The sequence below is a fragment of the Pseudomonas mucoides genome (assembly GCF_015461845.1).
GTDB classification, from domain to species: Bacteria; Pseudomonadota; Gammaproteobacteria; order Pseudomonadales; family Pseudomonadaceae; genus Aquipseudomonas; species Aquipseudomonas mucoides.
On record NZ_JACOPW010000003.1, the window covers coordinates 801394 to 825654 of the forward strand.

Genomic DNA, 24261 nt, shown 5'->3' on the forward strand with positions numbered 1-24261 from the left:
TGCTGCGACGGATTAATCGAGCGTTAACGTTGCAGGAGATGTTCATCGCTCGCAACGCTCGATCAACCGGCCTTAGTGCAGGCCTTGAATGTAGCTGGACACGGCGGCGATATCTTCGTCGCTCAGTCGTTTGGCGATGGTTTGCATGGTTTTGGCATCGCCATCGTTGGTGCGTCCGCCTTCTTCCTTGCGGAAATCGGTCAGCTGCTTGGCGACATATTGAGCGTGCTGGCCGCCCAGGTGAGGGAAGCCGGCAGCAACGTTGCCTGCGCCATTTGGCGAGTGGCAACCGGTGCAGGCTGGCAAGCCTTTGGCCAGATCACCGCCACGGAACAGTGCCTCACCGCGAGCCACGATTTTAGGGTCGGCGGCGCCCACACTGCCGTTCTGCTTGGCGAAGTAGGCTGCGATATCAGCCAGGTCCTGGTCACTCAGGTTGGTCAGCAGGCCGGTCATTTCCAGAACGGTGCGCTTGCCCGACTTGATGTCGTGCAATTGCTTGGTCAGGTAGCGTTCACCCTGACCCGCCAGCTTCGGAAAGTTAGGCGCCATGCTGTTGCCATCCGGGCCATGACAGGCGCCACATACTGCGGCTTTCGCCTGACCAGCAGTCGCATCACCTGCAGCATGGGCAATGCCGGAGATCCCCACGGTCAACAGCAGACTCACGATCAATTTGTTCATCAGCTAATCCAACTACGGCTAAGGGTTAAAGAGTTATGGACCGGGATCACTCGCTCATCCAGTGGATGATGGCCTGGTAATCCTCGGCACTGCAGTCCATGCACAAACCACGCGGCGGCATCGCCTTGAAACCCTGGGTCACGTGTTGCACCAGCGTCTCCATACCTTTCGCCAACCTCGGCGTCCAAGCTTCCTGATCGCCCTTTTGAGGCGCCATGGGTAGTTGGCCGGAATGACAGGCACCACAAACACGGTTGTACACAGCTTCCGGATCCTGTGTAGCCTGAGCGCTGTAAAGCGGTATCAAGACACCGGCAGCTAGCAGCCATTTCGTCATAAAACGACCTTTTCAGGGTTGAGAGCGTTCTGCGTTCTAATGCGCAATCAAGGTCAATCGCTCTCGTGAACTTCATCCTACGCTGGGACAAAGCGCACACAAAATCTGCGGCATTATATACTGGCGTCACTGAAACGGAAACGACACCGCTTGCCGCGTCCATTCCCGGCGCCGCCCACATCGGAAATCCCATGCAACTCAAGAATCCCATCCTCGGCCTGTGCCAACAGTCCACCTTCATGCTCAGCGCTGCCAAAGTCGACCAATGCCCGGACGATGAAGGCTTTGAAGTGGCCTTCGCGGGCCGTTCCAACGCCGGCAAGTCCAGTGCGCTGAACACCCTGACGCACGCCAGTCTTGCGCGAACCTCGAAAACTCCGGGGCGCACGCAGCTCTTGAACTTCTTCAAGCTAGACGATGATCGTCGTCTGGTCGACCTTCCGGGGTACGGTTACGCAAAAGTACCCATTCCGTTGAAGCTGCACTGGCAGCGTCACCTGGAAGCGTACCTGGGCGGTCGCGAGAGTTTGAAAGGTCTGATCTTGATGATGGACATCCGTCATCCAATGACCGACTTCGACCTGCTGATGCTCGATTGGGCCGTCGCCGCCGGTATGCCGATGCATATTTTGCTGACCAAAGCCGACAAGCTGACGTACGGCGCAGCGAAAAACGTCCTGCTGAAGGTTCAGGCCGATATCCGCAAGGGCTGGGGGGATGCGGTCAGTATCCAGTTGTTCTCGGCGCCAAAACGCCTGGGTCTGGAAGACGCCTACACTGTACTGGCGGGCTGGATGGAGCTGGCGGACAAGGGTTCCGAGGCCGCCGAGTAAGGCGTTGAGGCAAATCGCGGGCAAAAAAAACCCCGGACTTCTATGGGGAGGGGGAAGTTCCGGGGTCCAAGTTCCGGACCGCTAGGGCGGGGTCCAGATATCTGCCAACACTTAACACAACATAGGAGCATCGAAGGGCTTCACCAGCCATTCAGTAACTCTGAGTGGCGGTTGACGGGATTAGTTCCGAGGAAGTTCCAAATCCATTGGAAATAAGCCCAAGCATTTTTCGACATAATGCTGCTCCCTGATTTTCTGCCGCGGCACTATGCCGCAGCAGAAAACGACTGTTCAGACGGCTCAGTGAGCCTCATCCCAGTTATTCCCGACCCCAACCTCCACCAGAAGCGGGACGTCCAGCTTCGCCGCATCACTCATGTGGATACGAATTTCTTCGCGAACCTGATCGACCAGATCCTCACGCACCTCAAGCACCAATTCATCGTGCACCTGCAGGATGACTTTGGCGTCGAGACCTGACGAGGTCAGCCAGTTATCCACCGCCACCATGGCTTTCTTGATGATGTCCGCCGCCGTGCCTTGCATCGGGGCGTTGATCGCCGTGCGCTCGGCACCTTTGCGCAGGGCCGGGTTTTTCGCGTTGATTTCCGGCAGGTACAAGCGACGACCGAAGATCGTTTCAACGAAACCTTGCTTGGCCGCCTGGGCGCGCGTGCGCTCCATGTATTGCAGCACGCCCGGATAGCGGGCGAAATAACGGTCGATGTAGGCCTGAGACTGTTTGCGATCCACGCCGATCTGCTTGGCCAGGCCAAACGCGCTCATGCCGTAGATCAAGCCGAAGTTGATCGCCTTGGCACTGCGGCGCTGATCAGTGGTGACGTCGGCCAGTTCCACGCCGAAAACTTCAGCGGCGGTGGCCTTGTGCACGTCCAGATCATTGCGGAACGCATGTAACAAACCTTCGTCCTTGGCCAGGTGGGCCATGATCCGCAGTTCGATCTGCGAGTAGTCCGCCGCCAGCAATTTGTAGCCTGTGGGGGCAACAAACGCCTGACGAATGCGCCGGCCTTCGGCGGTGCGGATCGGAATGTTCTGCAGGTTCGGATCACTGGACGACAAACGCCCGGTCGCCGCGACAGCCTGATGGTAGGAGGTGTGAATCCGCCCTGTGCGCGGATTGATCTGTTCCGGCAGCCGATCGGTGTAGGTGCTTTTCAGCTTGCTCATCGAGCGGTACTGCATCAGCACTTTAGGCAGCGGGAAATCCTGTTCGGCCAATTCCGCCAGCACGGCTTCGGCGGTGGAGGCCTGGCCCTTGGCCGTTTTGCTGAGCACCGGCAGTCCGAGTTTTTCGTACAGGATCACGCCCAATTGCTTGGGTGAGCCGAGGTTGAATTCTTCGCCAGCGATGGCGAACGCCTCACGCTCGAGCGCGACCATCTTCTCGCCCAGTTCCACGCTCTGAATGCCCAGCAGATTGGCGTCGACCAGCGCACCCTGGCGCTCGATCCGCGCCAGGACCGGTACCAGCGGCATTTCGATTTCGCTCAGGACTTTGCTCAGGCTCGGGATGGCATTGAGTTTTTCCTGCAGGGTTTGGTGCAGGCGCAGGGTCACGTCGGCGTCTTCGGCGGCGTAAGGCCCGGCCAGTTCCAGAGAGATCTGGTCAAAAGTCAGCTGCTTGGCGCCCTTGCCGGCGATGTCCTGGAAGCTGGTGGTGGTGTGATTCAGGTACTTGAGCGCCAGGCTGTCCATGTCGTGACGGGTTGCCGTGGAATCCAGCACGTAGGATTCGAGCATGGTGTCGAAAGCGATGCCCTGCACGGTGATGCCGCAGCTCTGGTCACCGCCGATGGCGCAGTTGGCCAGGATATTCATGTCGAACTTGGCGTGCTGGCCAACCTTGAGCTTGTTCGGGTCTTCCAGAATCGGCTTCAGCGCACGAAGGACGGTGTCACGGTCCAGCTGATCCGGCACGCCCATGTAGGAATGGGTCAGCGGGATGTAGGCCGCTTCGTTGGCTTGTACAGCGAAAGACAGGCCGACCAATTGCGCCTGCTGCGCATCAATGCCGGTGGTTTCGGTGTCGAAGGCGATCAGCTTGGCGTCGTTGAGTTTCTTCAGCCACAGGTCGAATTCAGCTTGGGTGAGGATGGTTGTGTAGTTGAGTTCAGTCTCGGTGGCGACTTCTTCAGCTACCGGCGCGGTGACTTCCTGCCCGGAACGCTTGGCGTCGCGCTGGTTGTCTTCGAACCAGCTCTTGAACTCCAGCAGGGTGTACAACTCGGCGAGCTTGTCGTGGTCCGGTTTGCCCATTTGCAGGTCATCGAGACCGATGTCCAGCGGCACGTCGATCTTGATGGTCGCCAGTTGATAGGAGAGGAAAGCCATCTCCCTGTGCTCTTCAAGCTTGGCCGGCAAGGTTTTCGCGCCGCGAATCGGCAGGGTCGGGACGATGTCGAGCTGTGCATACAACTCGGTCAGGCCGCCATTCACGCCCACCAGCAGGCCCGAAGCGGTCTTCGGGCCAATACCCGGAACGCCCGGGATGTTGTCGGAAGAGTCGCCCATGAGGGCCAGATAATCGATGATCTGCTCGGGAGCGACCCCGAATTTCTCCTTCACGCCCTCCACGTCCATGCTGCTACCGGTCATGGTATTGACCAAGGTAATGTGGCCGTCGACCAGTTGCGCCATGTCCTTGTCGCCGGTGGAGATGATTACCGGGCGATCCGCCGCCGCGCTGCTGCGGGCCAGGGTGCCGATCACGTCATCGGCCTCGACGCCTTCGACGCACAGCAGCGGGAAGCCCAAAGCGATCACGCTCTGGTGCAGCGGCTCGATTTGCACGCGCATGTCGTCGGGCATGCTTGGGCGGTTGGCCTTGTACTCGGCGAACATCTCGTCGCGGAACGTCCCGCCTTTGGCGTCGAACACCACGGCAAACGGACTGTCCGGGTACTGCTTGCGCAGACTCTTGAGCATATTCAGCACACCTTTGACCGCACCGGTCGGCAAACCTTTGGAAGTGGTCAGCGGCGGCAGGGCGTGAAAGGCGCGGTACAGGTAAGAAGAACCGTCCACCAGGACGAGGGGGGCTTGGCTCATGAGCAGGATCAACCTTTTCGGCGGGTCCGGCGCTAGAATAGCGGGACCGTTGACGACAAAGGGACAAGGTTATCATGCGCACACTAAATCGCCTGTTGCTGGCTGGCTTGTTTGCAACTGTTCCATTGGCCGCCATGGCGGCGGACGATGTTTCGAAACAGGAACCGCAAGTGACGATCCGCATGGAAGGGGACAAGGTCATTCAGGAGTACCGTCAAAATGGTTTTCTGTATGCCATCAAAGTCACGCCCAAAGGCGGCAAGCCGTATTTCCTCGTACGCGCCGATGGTACAGAGGCAAACTACATCCGCTCGGATCAGCCGGATATGCTGATTCCGGCGTGGGAAATTTTCACCTGGAAGTAGTTTCTTAATTTCAATCGGCGTCGGCTCACAAGCGGCGCCCGTACTGGCAGTTTAAACATGTCTGTGTTCACCCCCCTGGCTCGGCCCGAGCTGGAAGCTTTTCTCGCCCCTTATGGCCTCGGCCGCCTGCTCGATTTCCAGGGGATTGCTGCCGGTAGCGAAAACACCAATTTTTTCATCAGCCTGGAGCAGGGCGAATTCGTCCTGACCCTGGTCGAGCGCGGCCCGGTCGATGAAATGCCGTTCTTCATTGAACTGCTCGACGTTCTGCACGAGGCCGATTTGCCGGTGCCTTACGCGCTGCGCACCACCGACGGCGTGGCCCTGCGCGAACTGGCCGGCAAGCCTGCCCTGTTGCAACCGCGATTGGCCGGCAAGCACATCAAGCAGGCCAATGCGCAGCACTGCGCGCAGGTCGGCGAGTTGCTTGCGCACCTGCATCTGGCGACCCAGGCCAACATGATCAAGCGCAAAACCGATCGTGGTCTGGACTGGATGCTGGAGGAGGGCACGCAGTTTCTTTCGCACCTGAACGCCGAACAAAGCGATCTGCTGAAACGGGCGCTGGATGAAATCGCCGAGCAGAAGGCAAAAATCCTGGCGCTGCCGCGGGCCAATATCCATGCCGACCTGTTCCGCGATAATGCGATGTTCGAAGGCACCCACCTGACCGGGTTGATCGACTTCTACAACGCCTGCTCGGGGCCGATGCTCTACGACGTGGCGATTGCCTTGAACGACTGGTGTTCGGACGATGACGGTTTGATCGATGGGCCGCGGGCGCGGGCATTGCTGGGGGCTTATGCGGCGTTGCGTCCGTTCACGGCGGCTGAAGCCGAGCTGTGGCCGACGATGCTGCGCGTGGCGTGTGTGCGGTTCTGGTTATCGCGGTTGATCGCGGCGGAATCGTTCGCCGGGCAGGACGTGTTAATTCACGACCCGATGGAATTTCAGCTGCGGTTGGCACAGCGGCAGAAGGTCAGCACACCGCTGCCGTTTGCCCTTTAAATTGTGACCAGGGGGCAAGCCCCCTCGCCACACAGGTTCTGTATTGGTTACAACGACTCCAGACACCCCGCCAAATCATTCCCCAGCTTCTCCAGCACCTGCTCATACCCCTGAGCAGTCGCTGGCGTGTACCCACCCAACGCATCCAGTTCCGCCAGTTTCACCGGCAAACCCGCGACCAGCGTCTCTGCCAGGCGCGGACGCAACGGCGGTTCGCTGAATACGCAGGTCTTGCCGACTTCCTGCAACCGCGTGCGCATCGTTGCGACGTGTTGGGCACCCGGCTGGACTTCGGCCGCAACGCTGAATACGCCTGTGTGCTTCAGGCCATAAGCGTCTTCAAAATAGTCGAACGCTTCATGGAACACGAAATACGGCTTGCCCGCGATCCCGGCGAGCCGTGCCTTCAGGCGCAGGTCCAAGGCATCCAACCGCTCGTCGAACGCCTTGAGGTTGCTCTGATAACGCGCCGCGTTGGCAGGATCCGCCGCACTGAGGTCGGCGGCCATCTTGGCGGCGATCACCCGGGCATTGACCGGTGACAACCACAAATGCGCGTCCAGGCTGCCAGGACGGTGATCGTGGTCATGCTCATCGGCTTCTTCCGCGTGGGAGTGACTGTCTTCGGCGAAGCGACGCAATGTCAGCCCCGGCAAATCCTGCACCGCAACGCTCGGCAGCGTCCGACCATTCAGCACGCGCGGCAGGAAACCTTCCATGTCCGGCCCGATCCAGTACAACAGATCGACCGATTGCACCTTCCGTACGTCGGAAGGGCGCAAGGCATAGTTATGGGGCGAAGCGCCCGGCGGCAGCAACACTTCCGGAATCGCCACGCCGTCCTGCACCGCAGCGGCAATCAACTGCAGGGGCTTGATGCTGGTGAGGACTTTGACCTCGGCGTGTGCCGAACCGATCAGCAGAAAACTGGCGACAAATGCGACAAAGATAGAAAAAAGTCGGGACACGATGACCACTCGAAGAGGCGAGAACGGGTAACATAATAACGTCTCTCACAAAACTCGTCGCCGCTCATGCCTAAAACACCGATTGCCAGCCGTCCCCACGACCACTCTCATTGCGTGCATAGCGCTCTGTCTGAGGCCGATGTCCTGTGCGCACGTCAGGGTCTGCGCCTGACTGCGTTGCGCCGGCGGGTGCTGGAACTGGTGTGGCAAAGCCACAAACCGCTGGGTGCCTACGACATTCTCGCGGTGCTCAGTGAGCAGGATGGCCGTCGTGCCGCGCCGCCCACCGTATACCGCGCGCTGGATTTTCTCCTGGAAAACGGCCTCGTGCACCGCATCTCCTCCCTGAACGCCTTCGTCGGCTGCAATCATCCAGGCCATGCCCATCAAGGGCAGTTCCTGATTTGCCGCGAATGCCACGCCGCCATTGAGCTCGAACAAAAATCCATCAGCGACGCCATCGTTGGCAGCGCCAAGGAGGTTGGATTTATCGTCGAAGGCCAGACCGTTGAAGTGGTCGGTCTCTGCTCGGGCTGCCAGGGGGCTTGATGAGCAACGCGCTGATCCGCCTCGAGCAGGTTGCCGTCACGTTTGCCGGGCAATCCGTGCTGGATAACATCGAATTGAGCGTCGAGCCGGGGCAGATCGTCACCCTGATCGGCCCGAATGGCGCCGGCAAGACCACACTGGTGCGCGCGGTGCTCGGCCTGTTGAAACCGGACAGCGGCACGGTTTGGCGCAAGCCGAAGCTGCGTGTGGGTTACATGCCGCAAAAACTTCACGTCGACCCGACGCTGCCGCTCTCGGTGCTGCGCTTCTTGCGGCTGGTGCCGGGCGTGGACCGTGCCATGGCGTTGTCTGCGCTCAAGGAAGTCGGCGCCGAGCAGGTGATCGACAGCCCGGTGCAAAGCGTTTCCGGTGGTGAAATGCAGCGGGTGCTGCTGGCACGGGCACTGCTGCGCGAGCCGGAACTGTTGGTGCTCGACGAGCCGGTGCAAGGCGTCGACGTCGCCGGCCAGGCCGAGCTCTATAGCCTGATTACACGACTGCGCGACCGTCACGGCTGCGGCGTGCTGATGGTTTCCCACGATCTGCACCTGGTGATGAGCACCACCGACCAGGTGGTTTGTCTCAATCGCCACGTTTGCTGCTCCGGCCATCCTGAGCAAGTCAGCGGCGATCCGGCCTTCGTCGAGCTGTTCGGCAAGAACGCCCAAAGCCTGGCGATTTATCACCACCACCACGATCACGCCCATGACTTGCATGGCTCGGTCGTCACGGCGGCTCAACCCCACGTTCACGGAGATAGCTGCAAGCATGGCTGATTTTCTGCTCTACGCCCTGCTTGCAGGTTTGGCTTTGGCGCTGGTGGCGGGCCCGCTGGGATCGTTCGTGGTCTGGCGACGCATGGCTTATTTCGGCGACACCTTGTCTCACGCGGCGTTGCTCGGCGTAGCGCTGGGGTTCTTGCTGGACGTTAGCCCGACCGTGGCGGTGACCGTGGGCTGCTTGCTGTTGGCGGTGCTGCTGGTGACCTTGCAACAACGCCAGCCGCTGGCGTCTGACACCCTTTTGGGAATTCTCGCACCGAGCACGCTCTCTCTGGGCCTGGTGGTACTAAGCTTCATGCACGAAGTGCGGATCGACCTGATGGCGTATCTGTTCGGCGACTTGCTGGCGATCAGTCCGACCGATCTGGCCTGGATCCTCGGCGGCAGCGCGGCGGTACTGGCGCTGTTAGTGACGTTGTGGCGGCCGTTGCTGGCCATCACCGTCCATGAAGAGTTGGCCAAGGTCGAAGGGTTGCCGGTGGCGTCGTTGCGCCTGGCGCTGATGCTGCTGATCGCCGTGGTGATCGCGGTGGCGATGAAAATCGTCGGCGTTTTGCTGATTACCTCGCTGTTGATCATCCCTGCGGCTGCGGCACAACGTCACGCCCGGTCACCGGAGCAGATGGCACTGGGCGCGAGCCTGCTGGGCATGCTCGCGGTCTGTGGCGGGCTGGCACTGTCGTGGTTCAAGGACACACCGGCGGGCCCCTCGATTGTTGTGACGGCGGCCGCACTGTTTCTGCTGAGTTTTGTCCTGCCCCGTCGAGGGGTGTAGACTTGCTCGTTTTTTGCGCAAATAGAGAGTCGCAGGAATGAAGCCGTTCGCCTCACGTTATCTGCTCCTTGTCGCATTTTCCTTGCTGCTGGGCGCCTGCCAAAGCACGCCGCCGGCGGCCACCGAGGCCACGGACGCTCGAGCTACGGCCATCGCACAGCTGGAACAAAGCCTCGCCAGCAATGAGCTGGCCACCGCCGAGGATCAACTGGCTGCCTTGCAGGCCCAGTCCCCTAACGATCAATCCCTTGAGCAGTACCAACGGCAACTGGCCGAGGCCTACCTGCGCCGTAGCCAGATCGTGCTGCAGAAAGGTGATGTGAACGCCGCCGCCACCGCGCTGAGCCGTGCCCGGGTCCTGATGCCCAAAGCGCCGGCGCTGACCGGTGGGGTCAATAACGCCATCGTCACGGCCCGCAAAGCCGAGCTGGATAAAGCGGAAGCCGATCTGAAAGCCGCCGAAGCCAAACCCCAGGCGAAGGTGATTGATCCAACCGCTGAAAGCACCACGGTCGCGTTGAATCTCAACGATATGGCGAAACTTCGCCGTCAACTGGATGCCATCGCCGCTGATGTAGTGAATTATCAGTGCGACGTGAGCATTCAGGCGCCACGCACCGACGATTACCCTTGGCTGGCCACGTTGCTGACCAAGCGGGTGAAGAAGCTCGATCCGGATTTCGATCTGAAGCTGGAAAAGCAGATCCTGCGCAACATTCCGGCGCAGATGGTCCTGAGTCCGCGTAAACCCTAAAAACATCGCGAGCAGGCTCACTCCTACATGGGTCACAAAACCCTGTAGGAGTGAGCCTGCTCGCGATAGCGTCCTAACTACTGATACAAATCCTCAAGCCGGAATCGCCTTGGCCTTAGGTTCCCGATCCCAAACCCGATGCTGGCCGATCGCTGCAAAAAACGGCTTGATCAACTTCGCATCCGCCCCAACGATCAACCCCGCATCAACCTGCAGTTTCAACACATCCAGCAATTGCTTCGCTTCGCCATGCAGCGCAATCGCCTTCAAGTGCTTGTACGCCTCCAGCAGGTAATGCAACGCCACACCATCACCGCTCAACGCCTTGATCGACGCCGCACCACCGGGCACAAACACCGCATCAAACGCCACCGAAGGCAAACCTTCCATCGACGCATCCACCGGCAACATTTTGCCATCGGCGGTTTTTACCGGTGCGGAGGTAGGCCCCAGCAATTTGGCGTGCGCACCTTCGGCCTGCAGCGCCTTCTTCATCACATCAATCGCTGCACCATCGACACCGTTGGCCGCAAGAATCGCCACTTTGCGGGTTTTTATATTGCCCGGCAGCAAATTCGCCTGACTCAGGGCTGGTGAGCGCTCCAGGGATATTTTTGGCACCTCTACCGTCCCGGCTTTCGGCGCTGGCAAGCCCAGGTTGGCGGCCACGCGTTTGGCCAGTTCCAGATCGATATTGGCCAGGATCTCGTTCACCTCACGCGCGCGAATGGCCTCACGCTCAACTTTGCCGAGTTCGAAGCTATACGCCGAGATGATGTGTTCCTGCTCGTGCTTGCTCATGCTGTGGAAGAACAGTCGTGCCTGGGAGAAGTGGTCGCTGAACGATTCGCTGCGCTGCCGGATCTTGTTGGCATCAATGCGCTCCGGATAACTCTCGAAACCGCCGTCCTGCGCGGCGGGCGGTGTTTCTTTCGGCCAACCGCCGTCAATGGAATTCGGCTCGTAGGATGCCCGCCCCTTGTCAATGGTGGTGCGGTGCATCGCATCGCGCTGACCGTTATGGAACGGTGCTACCGGCCGGTTGATCGGGATTTCATGAAAGTTCGGCCCGCCGAGTCGGCTGATCTGCGTATCGGTATAGGAAAACAGCCGACCTTGCAGCAACGGATCGTTGGAGAAGTCGATCCCCGGCACGATATGGCCCGGGCAGAACGCAACCTGCTCGGTTTCGGCGAAGAAGTTGTCCGGGTTACGGTTAAGCACCATTTTGCCCAGCGGGGTGATGGGGACGGTTTCCTCGGGAATCAGCTTGGTAGGGTCGAGGATGTCGAAGTCGAAACTGTGTTCGTTTTCCTCTTCGATGACCTGCACGCCCAGTTCCCACTCCGGGTAGTCGCCCATCTCGATGGCTTCCCAGAGATCGCGACGGTGGAAGTCGGTGTCTTTGCCGGCCAGCTTTTGCGCCTCATCCCACACCAGCGAACACGTGCCGGCAGTAGGGCGCCAGTGGAATTTGACGAAGCGCGATTTGCCTTCGGCGTTGATCAGCCGAAACGTATGCACACCGAAGCCTTGCATGCTGCGCAAGCTTTTCGGGATGGCCCGGTCGGACATGGCCCAGATCACCATGTGCGCCGATTCCGGTACCAAAGAGACGAAGTCCCAGAAGGTGTCGTGAGCCGAGCCGCCGGTAGGAATCTCGTTATGTGGCTCCGGTTTGACCGCATGCACGAAGTCCGGAAATTTGATGGCGTCTTGAATGAAGAACACCGGCATGTTGTTGCCCACCAGATCGAAGTTGCCTTCGTCGGTGAAGAACTTCACGGCGAAACCTCGTACGTCCCGCACGGTATCGCCTGACCCGCGTGGGCCTTGTACCGTGGAAAAGCGCGTGAACACGGGCGTCTTCTTGCCCGGATCCTGCAGGAAACCGGCCTTGGTCAGCACGGAGTGGTTTTCGTACGTCTGGAAGTAGCCGTGCGCGCCGGTGCCGCGGGCATGGACGATGCGTTCCGGGATGCGCTCATGGTCAAAGTGCGTGATTTTCTCACGCATGATGAAGTCTTCCAGCAGCGAAGGCCCGCGGGCGCCGACTTTCAGGGTGTTCTGATTGTCCGAAACCTTTACGCCCTGATTGGTGCGCAGGGCCTGTTCGGTGGCGTCGGAGCGAAATTTCTCCAGGCTGTCGAGCTTGGTATTGGTGTTGCCGCGGTCCAGGGTATCGGTACCGGCCAGAGCGCTTTTGCCGGGGGCAGGCTTCTTGTTACTCATCAGGCTAAACTCCTCGTTGCGATTCCCGCCGTAGCCAGGATTCTTGTGCATACCCCAGGCACGGCACCGGGGGCGTTTTCGAGTTGCCTTATTAGTGACTGATGCGGTTTTTAGCCGTTCCTTTTTTATGACCTTTGATCGCGTTATTGCCAAATCGAAGGTTGAATGCGGAATAAATGCTAATAACCTCTATACGGACAGGCTAAAATGCGCGCCCGGCTAACCGCTGATCCTTTTCTAACGCGCCCCACAAGGTTCGCTACGTGATCGAGTTTCAAAACGTCCATAAAACCTACCGCGTCGCCGGTAAGGATATTCCCGCCCTGCATCCGACCAGTCTGACGATTGAGAACGGTCAGGTCTTCGGCCTGATCGGCCATTCCGGCGCGGGAAAAAGTACCCTGCTGCGTCTGATCAATCGCCTGGAGAATTCCAGTGGCGGCAAGATCTTCGTCGACGGCGAAGAAGTCACCGCGCTGGACGCCAATAGCCTGCGGCGCTTCCGTCAGCAAGTCGGGATGATCTTCCAGCACTTCAACCTGCTGGCGTCCAAGACTGTGGCTGACAACGTCGCGTTGCCGCTGACCCTGGCCGGCGAGCTGTCGCGCAGCGAGATCGATCTGCGCGTGGCCGAGTTGCTGGCGCGGGTCGGGTTGTCCGAGCACGCCAAAAAGTACCCGGCGCAGTTGTCCGGTGGCCAGAAGCAGCGCGTCGGCATTGCCCGCGCCCTGGCGACCAAGCCGAAAATCCTGTTGTGCGACGAAGCCACCAGCGCCCTCGACCCGCAGACCACGGCGTCGGTCCTGCAATTGCTGGCCGAGATCAACCGCGAGCTGAAGCTGACCATCGTCCTGATCACCCACGAGATGGACGTGATCCGCCGCGTTTGCGACCAGGTCGCAGTCATGGACGCCGGTGTAATCGTCGAGCAAGGTTCGGTGGCCGAGGTGTTCCTGCATCCCAAGCACCCAACCACCAAGCGCTTCGTGCAGGAAGACGAGCAGATCGACGAAAGCGAACAGCGCGATGACTTTGCTCACGTGCCGGGCCGCATCGTGCGTCTGACCTTCCAGGGCGAAGCGACCTACGCGCCGTTGCTGGGTACCGTCGCCCGGGAAACCGGTGTGGACTACAGCATCCTGGCCGGTCGTATCGACCGCATCAAAGACGTCCCTTACGGGCAACTCACCCTGGCCGTCACCGGTGGCGACATGGACGCGGCATTTGCCCGTTTCACCGCGGCTGACGTCCACATGGAGGTGCTGCGCTAATGGAAGCCCTGACTGCTTTCTTTGCCAATATCGACTGGTTCGAAATCTGGCTGGCCACCGGCGATACCTTGCTGATGCTCGGTGGTTCGTTGTTGTTCACCGTGTTGCTCGGCTTGCCGCTGGGCGTGCTGCTGTTCCTGTGCAGCCCGCGTCAGTTGCTGGAAGCCAAAGGCGTCTACGCGATGCTGTCGCTGGTGGTGAACATTCTGCGTTCGCTGCCCTTCATCATTCTGTTGATCGTGATGATTCCGTTCACCGTGCTGATCACCGGTACGTCGCTGGGTGTCGCTGGTGCGATTCCGCCGTTGGTGGTAGGCGCTACGCCGTTCTTCGCCCGCCTGGTGGAAACCGCGTTGCGTGAAGTGGATCGCGGCATCATCGAAGCGACTCAGGCGATGGGCGCGACGACACGTCAGATCATCACCAATGCCTTGCTGCCAGAAGCCCGTCCGGGCATCTTCGCGGCGATTACGGTGACGGCGATTACACTGGTGTCCTACACGGCCATGGCCGGTGTGGTCGGCGCAGGTGGTCTGGGTGACCTGGCGATCCGCTTCGGCTACCAGCGTTTCCAGACCGACGTCATGGTGGTGACGGTGGTGTTGCTGCTAGTGCTGGTCCAGGTGCTGCAAACCGTTGGCGACAAATTGGTTGTGCATTTTTCCAGAAAATAAACAGTTCTCGTAAATAAGTCATGAGCCGGCCATTCGCTGGCAGGCGCCAAACGGGTGCCTCATATGGAGTTAGCTGAATGAAGAAACTACTCGTCGCGTTCGCTGCCGTTGCAGCCTTTTCCGCCCACGCCGACACCCTGACGGTCGCGGCGACCCCGGTTCCGCACGCAGAAATCCTTGAGTTCGTGAAACCGGCCCTGGCCAAAGAAGGCGTGGACCTGAAGGTCAAAGTCTTCACCGACTACATTCAGCCGAACGTGCAAGTGGCGGAAAAACGTCTGGACGCCAACTTCTTCCAGCACCAGCCATACCTCGATGAGTTCAACAAGGCCAAGGGCACCAACCTGGTCGCCGTTGCCGGTGTGCACCTGGAACCGCTGGGCGCTTACTCCAGCAAGTACAAGGCACTGACCGAATTGCCGGGCGGCGCCAACGTGGTGATCCCGAACGACGCCACCAACGGCGGCCGTGCGCTGTTGCTGCTGGCGAAGGCTGGCCTGATCAAGTTGAAGGATTCGAACAACATCCTGTCGACCGTGAAGGACATCACCGAGAACTCCAAGGACTTGAAATTCCGTGAACTGGAAGCCGCGACCATCCCGCGCGTGCTGACCCAGGTCGACCTGGCGCTGATCAACACCAACTACGCGCTGGAAGCCAAGCTCGATCCGTCCAAGGACGCGCTGGTCATCGAAGGCAGCGACTCGCCGTACGTGAACATCCTGGTGGCTCGTCCGGACGACAAGGACAGCGAGGCAATGAAGAAACTGGTTGCTGCGCTGCACAGCCCGGAAGTCAAAGCCTTCATTCTTGAGAAATACAAAGGCGCGGTATTGCCGGCGTTCTGATCTGAAGCTTTAACAAAAATGGGGCGCATTGAATGCGCCCCATTTTTTATGTCCGAAACACCGTCCCCTGTGGGAGCGGGCTTGCCCGCGATGAGTCCTTGTCATTCAACATCAAGGTTGGCTGATGCACCGCCATCGCGGGCAAGCCCGCTCCCACAGGTTTTTCAGTGTCACTTACGGTTCAGCATTACCGGCAACTGCGCCACCAATTTCACGTTGTTCAACGGTGCCCGAATAAACCCGCGCTGCGTGCCGTCCGGCCCGATCACCGCCAGATTGCCGCTGTGATCCACCGTGTAATTGGGCTTGCTGGTGTCGGCCGGAATAAACGGAATGCTCACCGCATTGGCCAGCTTCTGAATGTCATCCACCGACGAGGCGGTCAGGCCTTTGAACTGCGGGTCGAAGTAGCCCAGGTACTGCTTGAGCTGAGCCGGGGTATCACGGTTCGGGTCGACGCTGACCAGAATGACCTGCAGCTTGGCCGCTGCTTCCGGTGGCAACTCGCTCTTGATCTGACGCAACTGGGCGAGGGTGGTCGGGCAGATGTCCGGACAGAAGGTGTAGCCGAAGAACAGCAGGCTCCACTTGTCTTTCAGCTGATTGACCGTCACCGGGTTACCGTCCTGATCGGTCATCTTCACGTCCGGCAGGTTGCGGCTTTGCGGCAGCAAGATAATGCCGGCATCGATCAGCGCCGTCGGGTCGCCCTGGCCTTTGCCGGACAGCACTTTGTTGATGGTCAGGCCCAGGACCAGTGCGATCAGGGCGACGAGAATGAAGACGGTTTTCTGGGTTCGAGTCATAGGTTCAACAGTAAGTAGTGGTCTACGAGCAGCGCGATAAACAGCAGGAACAAGTAATAAATAGAGTACTTGAACGTGTTGATCGCCGCGTGCGGCCGAGTGCCACGGTACAGCACCACGGCCCATTGCAGAAACCTTGCGCCCAGCCCCAGCGCGCAAATCAGGTAGAGCATGCCGCTCATGTGGATCACGTAGGGCATCAGGCTGACGGCCAGCAACGCGAAGGTGTAAAGCAGGATGTGAACCTTGGTGTAGTGCTCACCGTGGGTCACCGGCAGCATCGGAATGTCGGCCTTGGCGTATTCCTCTTTGCGATGGATCGCCAGGGCCCAGAAGTGTGGCGGGGTCCAGGCGAAGATGATCAGCACCAGCAGCAGGGGTTCGGCGCTGACGTGGCCGGTCGCAGCGGTCCAGCCCAGCAGTGGCGGGGCCGCCCCTGCCAGGCCGCCGATGACGATGTTCTGCGGTGTCGCGCGTTTCAGGAAACCGGTGTAGACCACCGCATAGCCCAACAGCGAAGCCAGGGTCAGCCACGCCGTCAGCGCATTGGTGAACGCGAGCAGCACGGCTTGGCCCAGCACGGCCAATACCAAGGCAAACGTCAGCGCCGCCGCCGGAGACACCCGGCCTTCGGCCAACGGACGTTTGTGCGTGCGGGCCATCACCGCGTCGATGCGCCGGTCCACCACATGGTTGACCGCCGCCGCACCGCCGGCACACAGGGCGATCCCCAGGTTGCCGAACACCAGCACCGTCCACGGCACTCCGGCGCGGGTCGCGAGGAACATGCCGACCAGCGAGGTGATGAGCATCAGCACCACCACTTTCGGCTTGGTCAGCTCCAGATAGTCGCGCCAGATTGCCTGACTGTGACGTTCGCCGATCAGAGTCGCCATGGCATCTCTCCTTTTATTGTTATGGGCCCGGCCGAGTGTTTACGCGGGCTGAACCGCCAGCGCGCGGGGGATTGCTGCTTGACCCGAACCAGACGGGTTCGCGCGTGATAATTGACCAGCACCATCGTCAGCAACAGGGCCGCGCCGCCGGCGTTGTGGGCGACGGCCACGGGCAGCGGCAGATGGAACAGCACGTTGCTGATACCGAGGGTGATTTGTGTGGCGAGGGCGACCAGCACCAGCCCCGCGAGGCGTGTCATGCCGACGACTTTCAGCTGCCAGGCGAGCCCGAGCAGCACGAGTGTGACCAATAGCGCGCCGATGCGGTGCGTCAGATGAATCGCCGTGCGCGCGTCGCTGTCGAGTTGCCCACCGAGATAATTCGGGCCGATGTGCTGAGTCAGATGGAAGCCATTGGCGAAATCGGCCGGTGGAATCCACTGCCCATGGCAGGTCGGGAAATCGATGCAGGCCACGGCGGCATAGTTGGAACTGACCCAGCCACCGAGGGCGATTTGCAGGATCACCAGCAGTAACCCGGCCGTTGCCCAGTACTGCAAACGTCGTGGCACTGTCAGCGCCGGCAGTACGCCGGACAACCTCAACGTCAGTAGAAACAGCAGACTCAGCGTGGCAAAGCCGCCGAGCAAATGCCCGGTCACCACCTGCGGCCAGAGCTTGAGCGTCACCGTCCACATGCCGAACGCGGCTTGGGCGAACACCACGGCCAGCAGAAACAGCGGCAACTTCACCGGTTGCCCCGGATGACGACGATGCACCCAGGCGCGACCGGCCAACACCGCGATCAGCATCCCCAGCGTGCCGGCAAAGTAACGGTGGATCATCTCGTTCCAGCCCTTGTGGGCCACCACCGGTGTATCGGGAAAATGCAGTTCGGCATGGGCCAGTTGGGCTTCGCTTTTCGGCACGCTGATAAAGCCGTAGCAACCCGGCCAATCCGGGCAGCCGAGGCCCGCGTGGGTCAGGCGGGTGTAGGCGCCGAGCAACACCACAATCAGTGCCAGCAAGGTGGCAAACAGCGCGAGGCGAAATCCAGGTTTGGCCATGACGATGCCCTTATCCGATGTTCGACAGTTTCAGCAGATGACGCAGGTCGTTGAGCAGGTCCTTACCCTTCACCGTCGGGTCATAGCGCAGCACCAGGTTGCCGTGGGGGTCGATGATCCACAGCTGCGGTGCGGTTTTGTCTCCGGTCGCCTTGCTGAAGGTGGTGAGGTCCATGGGGTAGCGTTGCAATTGCGGGTATTCGCGGGTCAGCTTGGCGTCGTAATCCGCCGTCAGCGGCTGTGCGGCGGCCAGTGCATGGCTGGCGCGGGACGCATCGCGGCCAAGGCCGATCTGAATCTGCCGCGCCAGGTACACCAGTTGCTGGCAATCCACCGAGCAATCCTTCGGCGCAGTCACCAGCATTTGCCAGCGATCCTCCTGGGCCTGCACACCGAGGTCGGCGCGGGTCTGACCGTTGCCGATCAATTCGCCGTGATAGCTGCGCCCGTCTGGCACCCAGAACTGCAGTTTGTACATGCCGGTGGCAAGGATCATCGGACCGATGACCCCGAGCAGAATCAACAGCAACTGCAAGCGACCCTTGCGTCGACTCGCCGGCGTTTTCGCTTCAGACATGCTGGGTGGATTCATGGCCGCTCCCATGGTGTTTCTCCTTTGCGTTGTGCCAACCGAGGTAGAGATAGAGGCCGAACAGGGCAAGCGACATGGCGAACCACTGCACGGCATAAGCGATGTGTTTTTCCGGGCCCATGGCGACGACTGGCCAATCGGCCTGGTACGTCGCGGGACCCGTTTCTGCGCGTAATTCGTAGGCAAACCCTTCACGGCCCAGCGCCGTCCAGAGCTTCGGCGGCTCGACGGCGGTGACTAATTCAGGCCAGGTGGTGGCGCTCGGATCGGCGTGCAGCTGAAAGGTCGCGCCGGGGGAAACGTAGACCCAGGCATCGAGACTCAAGGCCTCTTTGGGCGTGGTGAACTGCGGCGGTGTGCGCCGGTCCGGCCAAGGCAACCAGCCGCGATTGACCAGCAACCAGAGCCCGGTCGCCTGGTCCTGAAACGGTTGCAGCAGCTCCACGCCGACCTTGCCGTCGCGCTGGCGGTTGTCCAGCAACAGGCTGTGCGCGGCGTCGAACTGGCCATGCAGATGAACGCGGCGGAAGGCCAGGTCTTCGGTGAGTTGCAGTTCGGTGCTGGCCATCGGTTCGGCGGCACGGCGCTCGGCATAGCTTTGCAGCAGCGCGCTTTTCTCCGCGCCCCGGCTCAGTTGCCAGAACCCGAGCGACACCAGCAGCGGCAGCAACAGGGCGACCACCAGTGTCGGCACGATGCCCGGCCGGAAGCGCTTCATGGCGTGGCCAAAAAGTCGTGAGTCGCGATAGCTATACTCAAGTGCATCGCCTTTCCCCCGGAGTCTCACCATGCTCAAAGCAGCCATCGTCCTGATGCTGATTGCCACGGTTGTCAGCCTGTTCAGCGGCCTGTTTTTTCTGGTCAAGGACGACAGCAGCTCAAACCGCCTCGTCATTGCCTTGAGTGTCCGTGTTGCCCTGGCCGCCACCACCGTCGGCTTGATCGCCTGGGGTTTCTATAGCGGCCAGTTGGTCTCTACGGCGCCTTGGTAATGGCTCAGAGCACGTAGACGAAAACAAACAACCCGATCCACACCACGTCCACGAAGTGCCAATACCAGCTCGCCGCCTCGAAACCGAACTGGTGCTCGTTATCGAAGTGTCCGCGCATGATCCGCATCAGCATCACGAACAGGATGATGGTGCCGATGGTCACGTGGGCGCCGTGGAAACCGGTGAGCATGAAGAACGTCGCACCGTAGATGCCCGAACCCAGGGTCAGGCCCAGTTCGTGGTAGGCATGCATGTACTCTTCAGCCTGGAACCCGAGGAAACCACAGCCCAGCAACACGGTGATCGCCAGCCAGATTTTCAGTGCGCCCCGATGACCCTTTTTCAAGGCGTGGTGGGCGATGGTCACGGTCACGCTGGAGCTCACCAGCAAGATAGTATTGAGCAGCGGCAGGCCCCACGGGCTGATGACTTCCTTGGGCGGAGGAAAGAGTTTCGGGTCCGGGGTGTGCAGCAGCGGCCAGGTGAACTGAAAGTTCGGCCAGAGCATGTGGGCGATGCCTTTCGGGCCTTCGCCCCCGAGTGCGGGGCCTGAGATGTGCCGTACATAGAACAGCGCACCGAAGAAAGCGATGAAGAACATCACTTCCGAGAAGATGAACCAGCTCATGCCCCAGCGGAAGGAACGGTCCATCTGCGCGCTGTACAAGCCGCCGCGACTCTCCTTGATCACCGTGCCGAACCAGCCGAACAGCATGTACGCCAGCAACAGGCCGCCGACGAAAAAGATCAGCGGGCCGTGGGATTCCGGGCGTGCGGCTTTCAGATCGTTGAACCAGGTGGCCAGGCCGAACACGGTGGTGAGCATGCCGAGCGTGGCGATGATCGGCCATTTGCTCTGGGCCGGTACGTAATAGTGTTCATGAGTTGCCATTTATTGTTCTCCTTATCGGGCACGCATTAGCGCCTAGCCACCGGTACTGGCGGCAACCGCCACGGGTGGATGGCGTGCGGTGATATCGAACAGCGTGTAAGACAGCGTCAGGTGCTTCACATCCTTGGGCATGTCACGGTCAACGATGAAACGTACCGGCATCTCGATCCGTTGACCGGGCTGCAGCACTTGCTGGGTAAAACAAAAACATTCGGTCTTGTGGAAGTATGCCGCCGCGGTGCTGGGCGCGATGCTCGGCACGGCCTGGGCGCTCATCGGCTTGTCGGTCGGGTTGTGCGCGATGAAAATCATCTCGTTCACCGCCCCCGGATGGGCCGTCAGCTCTTCACTCTTTGGATAGAAATCCCAGGGCATGTCAGCGGTGTTGGTCGACAGGAACTGCACGCGCACTTGGCGCGAAGTGTCGACCGTTTGCTCGCCCTCGTACTGCCCGGCCGTCTTGCCGTTAATGCCGAACGCCTTGCACATCACGTCGTAGATCGGCACCAGGGCAAACCCGAAGACAAACATCGCCACCACCACCAGCAACAGGCGGGTGACCAGTTTTTTCATCGAAATCGAGTCAGCCATGGTGTAAGCCCTCAACACCGAACCCTGTGGGAGCGAGCTGGCTCGCGATAGCGGCGTATCTGGCACACCGCGTCGCCTGAATCGCGCGCAGGCTCACGCCTACAAGGGACAGGGTGTTCATTTCACTTCCGGCGGCGTGGTGAAGGTGTGATACGGCGCCGGTGACGGAATACTCCACTCCAGGCCTTCCGCGCCATCCCACGGTTTGGCCGGTGCTGGCGGGCCGCCGCGAATGGTCTTGATCACGATGAACAGGAAGAAGATCTGCGTCGCACCGAACATGAACGCGCCAATCGAGGAGACCATGTTGAAGTCGGCAAATTGCAGGTTGTAATCAGGAATCCGCCGCGGCATGCCCGCCAGCCCCACGAAGTGCATCGGGAAGAACGCCATGTTCATGCCGATGAACGAGAGCCAGAAATGCAGCTTGCCGAGGGTTTCGTCGTACATGTGGCCGGTCCACTTCGGCATCCAGTAATAGGCCGAGGCGAAAATCCCGAAGATCGCCCCGGGCACCAGTACGTAGTGGAAATGCGCGACCACGAAGTAGGTGTCCTGGTACTGGAAGTCCGCCGGGGCGATGGCCAGCATCAACCCGGAGAACCCACCAATGGAGAACAGGATCACGAACGCCACCGCAAACAGCATCGGCGTCTCGAAGGTCAGCGAGCCTTGCCACATGGTGCTGGCCCAGTTGAACACCTTCACCCCGGTCGGCACCGCGATCAGCAGCGTGGCGTACATGAAGAACAACTCGCCGACCAGCGGAATGCCGACCACAAACATGTGGTGCGCCCAGACGATGAACGACAGGAACGCGATGCTCGCCGTCGCATAGACCATCGAGGTGTAGCCGAACAGCGGTTTGCGCGAGAAGGTCGGGATGATCGAACTGACGGCACCGAAGGCCGGCAGGATCATGATGTACACCTCGGGGTGGCCGAAGAACCAGAACACGTGCTGGAACAACACCGGATCACCGCCACCGGCGGCACTGAAGAAACTGGTGCCGAAGTGGATGTCCATCAGCATCATCGTCACGCACCCGGCCAGTACCGGCATCACCGCAATCAGCAGGAACGCGGTGATCAGCCAGGTCCAGACGAACAGCGGCATTTTCATCAGCGTCATGCCGGGGGCGCGCAGGTTGAGGATGGTCGCGATCACGTTGATCGCGCCCATGATCGAACTGATCCCCATCAAGTGGATGGCGAAGATGAAGAACGTCACGCTTTCCGGTGCGTAGGTCGTGGACAGCGGGGCGTAGAACGTCCAGCCGAAGTTCGGACCGCCACCGGGGGTAAACAGGGTCGACACCAACAGGATGAACGCCGCGGGCAGCAGCCAGAAGCTGAAGTTGTTCATCCGTGGCAGGGCCATGTCCGGCGCGCCGATCATCAACGGGATCATCCAGTTGGCGAGGCCGACGAAGGCCGGCATCACCGCACCGAAGACCATCACCAGGCCGTGCATGGTGGTCATCTGGTTGAAGAACGCCGGCTCGACGATTTGCAGTCCCGGCTGGAACAGTTCGGCGCGAATCACCATCGCGAACGAGCCGCCCAGCAGGAACATGGTGAACGCAAACCACAGGTACAACGTGCCAATGTCTTTGTGATTGGTGGTCAGCACCCAACGCATCAGGCCTTTGGCGGGGCCGTGGGCGTGGTCGGCGTGACCGTGGTCATCGATAACAGCGCTCATGGCCTGTCTCCTGCAAACAGATGGGCTGGGCAGGCCGGGGCGCGCTGCCCCGACCAGTTCCTTACACGCGCAATAGACCGGGTCATTTGCTTTCCGCCTGTTTCAGCTCCAACACTTCTTTAGGAGTGACCATGTCGCCTTTGTTGTTGCCCCAGGCGTTACGTTCGTAGGTCACGACCGCCGCGATATCGACTTCCGAGAGCTGCTTGCCGAACGCCGCCATGGCGGTGCCGGGTTTACCGTGGAACACCAGGCTCAGGTGGCCCTCTTTCGGTCCGGTGGCGATTTTCGAGCCCTTGAGCGCCGGGAACATCGGCGGCAGGCCCTGACCTTCGGCCTGGTGACAGGCGACGCAGGTGGTGTGATAGATCTTGTCGCCGCGCTCCTTGAGCTCGTCGAGGGTCCATTCCTTGCTGGTCAGCTCTTTGAGTTGCAGGGCTTCAGCCTTGCGGTCAGCGAGCCATTTTTCGTAATCGGCCTTTTCCTTGACCTCGACCACAATCGGCATGAAGCCGTGGTCCTTGCCGCACAACTCGGCGCATTGGCCGCGGTAGATGCCGGGCTTGTCGATACGGGTCCAGGCTTCGTTGACGAACCCCGGGATCGCATCGCGCTTGACCGCGAAGGCCGGGACCCACCAGGAGTGGATGACGTCGGCGGAGGTCACCAGGAAGCGCACCTTCGCGCCGATCGGCAACACCAGCGGCTTGTCGACCTCGAGCAAGTAGTGCTCGCCCTTGGTTTCCTTGTTGTGGATCTGGTCGGCGGGGGTGGTCAGGTTGCTGAAAAACTCAACGTCCTGGCCCAGGTACTTGTAATGCCACTTCCACTGATAGCCGGTGATCTGGATGTCGATATCCGGCTCACTGGCGTCATACATCTTGATCAGGGTGGCCGTCGCAGGAACCGCCATGGCCACCAGGATCAGGAAGGGCACGATGGTCCATAGAATTTCGACGGTGGTGCTTTCATGAAATTTTGCGGCCACCTGCCCGGTCGAGCGGCGGTGGACCATCATCGACCAGAACATGGCGCCGAAGACGATGATGCCGATCACTACACAGATCCAGAAAATGGTCATGTGCAGGTCAAATACTGCGTGACTGATTTCAGTCGCTCCCGGCGCCATATTCACAGTCCAGGCGGCTTGCGCCTGACTGAAAATCGACCACAACAGGAGGCCCATCCAGACGTGTGGATGTCGCATCATTGCGGGTTCCCCTTATCGTTCTTGTTATCCCGCCGGCTTTCACCTGCGGCAAGGGAGCGGCTTTTTCAGACTACGAACTTGAATCGCCGGGCCTTGCTGCGTGTGCAGTCGGGCGTCATCAGCTAACTCCATTTCCAACCCGAGTATAGACAGCGACTGCGACCTCGCAATGTGATGGCGTAAATGATCTGAAACAGCTGGGACTTGCGTTCAAGGTCACGAATGGAGAAGGATGCAGACGAGTGGTGGCAAATCGATATAACGGAGGCGTCTCAAGGATGAAACAATTATGACAAATGCGTCTTAGCATTTTTCATAAGGCAGCTAAGTTATGTCTTCCCTATTTCATTGCCTTTGTT

At 60.0% G+C, this 24261-nt stretch carries 25 protein-coding genes; 11 read left to right on the forward strand and 14 right to left on the reverse strand.

The genetic code is table 11. The features are described from left to right. Positions 1–72: 72 nt before the first annotated feature. Both H8F22_RS18510 and H8F22_RS18515 read right to left on the reverse strand, forming a co-directional pair. Complete coding sequence (locus tag H8F22_RS18510) at positions 73–684, reverse strand: c-type cytochrome (RefSeq protein WP_027926153.1); 612 nt, start codon at positions 682–684, stop codon at positions 73–75. Between the two features lie 46 nt (positions 685–730). Beyond that, entirely contained in the window at positions 731–1021 is a 291-nt protein-coding gene (locus tag H8F22_RS18515; protein WP_027926152.1) for a c-type cytochrome, read from the reverse strand. 191 nt (positions 1022–1212) lie between these two features. On the opposite strand from H8F22_RS18515, the gene yihA reads away from it, so the two are divergent. Next, positions 1213–1854 carry a ribosome biogenesis GTP-binding protein YihA/YsxC gene (gene yihA / locus H8F22_RS18520; protein WP_027926151.1) on the forward strand — a complete coding sequence of 214 codons (642 nt, stop codon included), beginning with the start codon at positions 1213–1215 and terminating at the stop codon, positions 1852–1854. A gap of 300 nt (positions 1855–2154) precedes the next feature. Here the strand turns inward: yihA and polA are convergent, their stop codons facing one another. After that, positions 2155–4926 carry a DNA polymerase I gene (polA, locus tag H8F22_RS18525; protein WP_194940530.1) on the reverse strand — a complete coding sequence of 924 codons (2772 nt, stop codon included), beginning with the start codon at positions 4924–4926 and terminating at the stop codon, positions 2155–2157. A 74-nt stretch (positions 4927–5000) separates the two neighbouring features. On the opposite strand from polA, the gene H8F22_RS18530 reads away from it, so the two are divergent. Together H8F22_RS18530 and H8F22_RS18535 are read left to right on the forward strand one after the other, a co-directional pair. Beyond that, positions 5001–5291, forward strand: a complete 291-nt coding sequence (locus H8F22_RS18530; protein ID WP_194940531.1) for a DUF2782 domain-containing protein — start codon at positions 5001–5003, stop codon at positions 5289–5291. A 57-nt stretch (positions 5292–5348) separates the two neighbouring features. Further along, positions 5349–6299 carry a homoserine kinase gene (locus H8F22_RS18535; protein WP_027926148.1) on the forward strand — a complete coding sequence of 317 codons (951 nt, stop codon included), beginning with the start codon at positions 5349–5351 and terminating at the stop codon, positions 6297–6299. Positions 6300–6346: 47 nt separating this feature from the next. On the opposite strand, the gene H8F22_RS18540 is transcribed toward H8F22_RS18535, so the two are convergent. Continuing rightward, entirely contained in the window at positions 6347–7267 is a 921-nt protein-coding gene (locus tag H8F22_RS18540; protein WP_027926147.1) for a zinc ABC transporter substrate-binding protein ZnuA, read from the reverse strand. A gap of 66 nt (positions 7268–7333) precedes the next feature. Here H8F22_RS18540 and zur point away from each other — a divergent pair, with 66 nt between their 5' ends. The 4 genes from zur to H8F22_RS18560 are packed head-to-tail and all read left to right on the forward strand — an operon-like array spanning position 7334 to position 10127. Next, entirely contained in the window at positions 7334–7816 is a 483-nt protein-coding gene (zur, locus tag H8F22_RS18545; RefSeq protein ID WP_027926146.1) for a zinc uptake transcriptional repressor Zur, read from the forward strand. Then, on the forward strand, positions 7816–8592 hold the full coding sequence (gene znuC, locus H8F22_RS18550) for a zinc ABC transporter ATP-binding protein ZnuC (RefSeq protein WP_027926145.1): 777 nt from the start codon (positions 7816–7818) through the stop codon (positions 8590–8592). The genes zur and znuC overlap by 1 nt, the downstream gene beginning before the upstream one ends. Beyond that, on the forward strand, positions 8585–9373 hold the full coding sequence (gene znuB, locus H8F22_RS18555) for a zinc ABC transporter permease subunit ZnuB (protein ID WP_027926144.1): 789 nt from the start codon (positions 8585–8587) through the stop codon (positions 9371–9373). Before znuC ends, znuB begins: the two co-directional genes overlap by 8 nt. Positions 9374–9410: 37 nt before the next feature. Further along, complete coding sequence (locus H8F22_RS18560; protein WP_027926143.1) at positions 9411–10127, forward strand: PA5502 family lipoprotein; 717 nt, start codon at positions 9411–9413, stop codon at positions 10125–10127. A gap of 93 nt (positions 10128–10220) precedes the next feature. On the opposite strand, the gene katE is transcribed toward H8F22_RS18560, so the two are convergent. Continuing rightward, positions 10221–12410, reverse strand: coding sequence for a catalase HPII (gene katE, locus H8F22_RS18565; protein ID WP_081744022.1), 2190 nt, complete (start codon positions 12408–12410; stop codon positions 10221–10223). A gap of 212 nt (positions 12411–12622) precedes the next feature. Between katE and H8F22_RS18570 the strand changes: the two genes are divergently transcribed. From H8F22_RS18570 to H8F22_RS18580, 3 genes are all read left to right on the forward strand, one after another. Continuing rightward, entirely contained in the window at positions 12623–13630 is a 1008-nt protein-coding gene (locus H8F22_RS18570; RefSeq protein WP_027926141.1) for a methionine ABC transporter ATP-binding protein, read from the forward strand. Next, positions 13630–14304: a methionine ABC transporter permease gene (locus H8F22_RS18575; RefSeq protein ID WP_027926140.1), complete on the forward strand. Its 675-nt coding sequence runs from the start codon at positions 13630–13632 to the stop codon at positions 14302–14304. The genes H8F22_RS18570 and H8F22_RS18575 overlap by 1 nt, the downstream gene beginning before the upstream one ends. 77 nt (positions 14305–14381) lie before the next feature. Next, a complete protein-coding gene (locus H8F22_RS18580) occupies positions 14382–15152 on the forward strand; it encodes a MetQ/NlpA family ABC transporter substrate-binding protein (RefSeq protein WP_027926139.1) in 771 nt (256 codons plus the stop codon). Between the two features lie 170 nt (positions 15153–15322). On the opposite strand, the gene H8F22_RS18585 is transcribed toward H8F22_RS18580, so the two are convergent. The 5 genes from H8F22_RS18585 to H8F22_RS18605 are packed head-to-tail and all read right to left on the reverse strand — an operon-like array spanning position 15323 to position 19231. Next, positions 15323–15958, reverse strand: coding sequence for an SCO family protein (locus H8F22_RS18585; protein ID WP_059181882.1), 636 nt, complete (start codon positions 15956–15958; stop codon positions 15323–15325). Continuing rightward, entirely contained in the window at positions 15955–16854 is a 900-nt protein-coding gene (gene cyoE / locus H8F22_RS18590) for a heme o synthase (RefSeq protein WP_059181881.1), read from the reverse strand. The genes H8F22_RS18585 and cyoE overlap by 4 nt, the downstream gene beginning before the upstream one ends. Further along, positions 16842–17921 (reverse strand): COX15/CtaA family protein, encoded by a 1080-nt coding sequence (locus tag H8F22_RS18595; protein ID WP_027926136.1) that lies wholly within the window; start codon positions 17919–17921, stop codon positions 16842–16844. Before H8F22_RS18595 ends, cyoE begins: the two co-directional genes overlap by 13 nt. A gap of 10 nt (positions 17922–17931) precedes the next feature. Continuing rightward, the gene (locus H8F22_RS18600) at positions 17932–18525 is read right to left on the reverse strand and encodes a hypothetical protein (protein ID WP_027926135.1); all 594 of its coding nucleotides are present in this window, start codon (positions 18523–18525) and stop codon (positions 17932–17934) included. Then, a complete protein-coding gene (locus tag H8F22_RS18605; protein WP_059181880.1) occupies positions 18491–19231 on the reverse strand; it encodes an SURF1 family protein in 741 nt (246 codons plus the stop codon). The genes H8F22_RS18600 and H8F22_RS18605 overlap by 35 nt, the downstream gene beginning before the upstream one ends. A gap of 70 nt (positions 19232–19301) precedes the next feature. Here H8F22_RS18605 and H8F22_RS18610 point away from each other — a divergent pair, with 70 nt between their 5' ends. Further along, complete coding sequence (locus H8F22_RS18610; RefSeq protein WP_027926133.1) at positions 19302–19505, forward strand: twin transmembrane helix small protein; 204 nt, start codon at positions 19302–19304, stop codon at positions 19503–19505. Between the two features lie 4 nt (positions 19506–19509). Here H8F22_RS18610 and H8F22_RS18615 read toward each other — a convergent pair whose 3' ends face one another. The 4 genes from H8F22_RS18615 to coxB form a co-directional block, all read right to left on the reverse strand. Beyond that, on the reverse strand, positions 19510–20397 hold the full coding sequence (locus H8F22_RS18615; protein WP_027926132.1) for a cytochrome c oxidase subunit 3: 888 nt from the start codon (positions 20395–20397) through the stop codon (positions 19510–19512). Positions 20398–20430: 33 nt separating this feature from the next. Beyond that, positions 20431–20988 carry a cytochrome c oxidase assembly protein gene (locus H8F22_RS18620; protein WP_027926131.1) on the reverse strand — a complete coding sequence of 186 codons (558 nt, stop codon included), beginning with the start codon at positions 20986–20988 and terminating at the stop codon, positions 20431–20433. 117 nt (positions 20989–21105) lie between these two features. Next, positions 21106–22692, reverse strand: coding sequence for a cytochrome c oxidase subunit I (ctaD, locus tag H8F22_RS18625; RefSeq protein ID WP_027926130.1), 1587 nt, complete (start codon positions 22690–22692; stop codon positions 21106–21108). Between the two features lie 82 nt (positions 22693–22774). Beyond that, positions 22775–23902 (reverse strand): cytochrome c oxidase subunit II, encoded by a 1128-nt coding sequence (coxB, locus tag H8F22_RS18630; protein WP_027926129.1) that lies wholly within the window; start codon positions 23900–23902, stop codon positions 22775–22777. Positions 23903–24261: the final 359 nt, after the last annotated feature.

What these genes read in the sequence shown, in the direction of transcription:
- H8F22_RS18600 (WP_027926135.1), bottom strand. Translation starts at nt 18,525, where the DNA reads ATGGGAGCGGCCATGAATCCACCCAGCATGTCTGAAGCGAAAACGCCG.
- H8F22_RS18610 (WP_027926133.1), top strand. Translation starts at nt 19,302, where the DNA reads ATGCTCAAAGCAGCCATCGTCCTGATGCTGATTGCCACGGTTGTCAGC.
- H8F22_RS18585 (WP_059181882.1), bottom strand. Translation starts at nt 15,958, where the DNA reads ATGACTCGAACCCAGAAAACCGTCTTCATTCTCGTCGCCCTGATCGCA.
- zur (WP_027926146.1), top strand. Translation starts at nt 7,334, where the DNA reads ATGCCTAAAACACCGATTGCCAGCCGTCCCCACGACCACTCTCATTGC.
- znuB (WP_027926144.1), top strand. Translation starts at nt 8,585, where the DNA reads ATGGCTGATTTTCTGCTCTACGCCCTGCTTGCAGGTTTGGCTTTGGCG.
- H8F22_RS18535 (WP_027926148.1), top strand. Translation starts at nt 5,349, where the DNA reads ATGTCTGTGTTCACCCCCCTGGCTCGGCCCGAGCTGGAAGCTTTTCTC.
- ctaD (WP_027926130.1), bottom strand. Translation starts at nt 22,692, where the DNA reads ATGAGCGCTGTTATCGATGACCACGGTCACGCCGACCACGCCCACGGC.
- H8F22_RS18530 (WP_194940531.1), top strand. Translation starts at nt 5,001, where the DNA reads ATGCGCACACTAAATCGCCTGTTGCTGGCTGGCTTGTTTGCAACTGTT.
- H8F22_RS18560 (WP_027926143.1), top strand. Translation starts at nt 9,411, where the DNA reads ATGAAGCCGTTCGCCTCACGTTATCTGCTCCTTGTCGCATTTTCCTTG.
- katE (WP_081744022.1), bottom strand. Translation starts at nt 12,410, where the DNA reads ATGCACAAGAATCCTGGCTACGGCGGGAATCGCAACGAGGAGTTTAGC.
- H8F22_RS18575 (WP_027926140.1), top strand. Translation starts at nt 13,630, where the DNA reads ATGGAAGCCCTGACTGCTTTCTTTGCCAATATCGACTGGTTCGAAATC.
- coxB (WP_027926129.1), bottom strand. Translation starts at nt 23,902, where the DNA reads ATGATGCGACATCCACACGTCTGGATGGGCCTCCTGTTGTGGTCGATT.
- polA (WP_194940530.1), bottom strand. Translation starts at nt 4,926, where the DNA reads ATGAGCCAAGCCCCCCTCGTCCTGGTGGACGGTTCTTCTTACCTGTAC.
- znuC (WP_027926145.1), top strand. Translation starts at nt 7,816, where the DNA reads ATGAGCAACGCGCTGATCCGCCTCGAGCAGGTTGCCGTCACGTTTGCC.
- yihA (WP_027926151.1), top strand. Translation starts at nt 1,213, where the DNA reads ATGCAACTCAAGAATCCCATCCTCGGCCTGTGCCAACAGTCCACCTTC.
- H8F22_RS18580 (WP_027926139.1), top strand. Translation starts at nt 14,382, where the DNA reads ATGAAGAAACTACTCGTCGCGTTCGCTGCCGTTGCAGCCTTTTCCGCC.
- H8F22_RS18595 (WP_027926136.1), bottom strand. Translation starts at nt 17,921, where the DNA reads ATGGCCAAACCTGGATTTCGCCTCGCGCTGTTTGCCACCTTGCTGGCA.
- H8F22_RS18515 (WP_027926152.1), bottom strand. Translation starts at nt 1,021, where the DNA reads ATGACGAAATGGCTGCTAGCTGCCGGTGTCTTGATACCGCTTTACAGC.
- H8F22_RS18615 (WP_027926132.1), bottom strand. Translation starts at nt 20,397, where the DNA reads ATGGCAACTCATGAACACTATTACGTACCGGCCCAGAGCAAATGGCCG.
- cyoE (WP_059181881.1), bottom strand. Translation starts at nt 16,854, where the DNA reads ATGGCGACTCTGATCGGCGAACGTCACAGTCAGGCAATCTGGCGCGAC.
- H8F22_RS18605 (WP_059181880.1), bottom strand. Translation starts at nt 19,231, where the DNA reads ATGAAGCGCTTCCGGCCGGGCATCGTGCCGACACTGGTGGTCGCCCTG.
- H8F22_RS18620 (WP_027926131.1), bottom strand. Translation starts at nt 20,988, where the DNA reads ATGGCTGACTCGATTTCGATGAAAAAACTGGTCACCCGCCTGTTGCTG.
- H8F22_RS18510 (WP_027926153.1), bottom strand. Translation starts at nt 684, where the DNA reads ATGAACAAATTGATCGTGAGTCTGCTGTTGACCGTGGGGATCTCCGGC.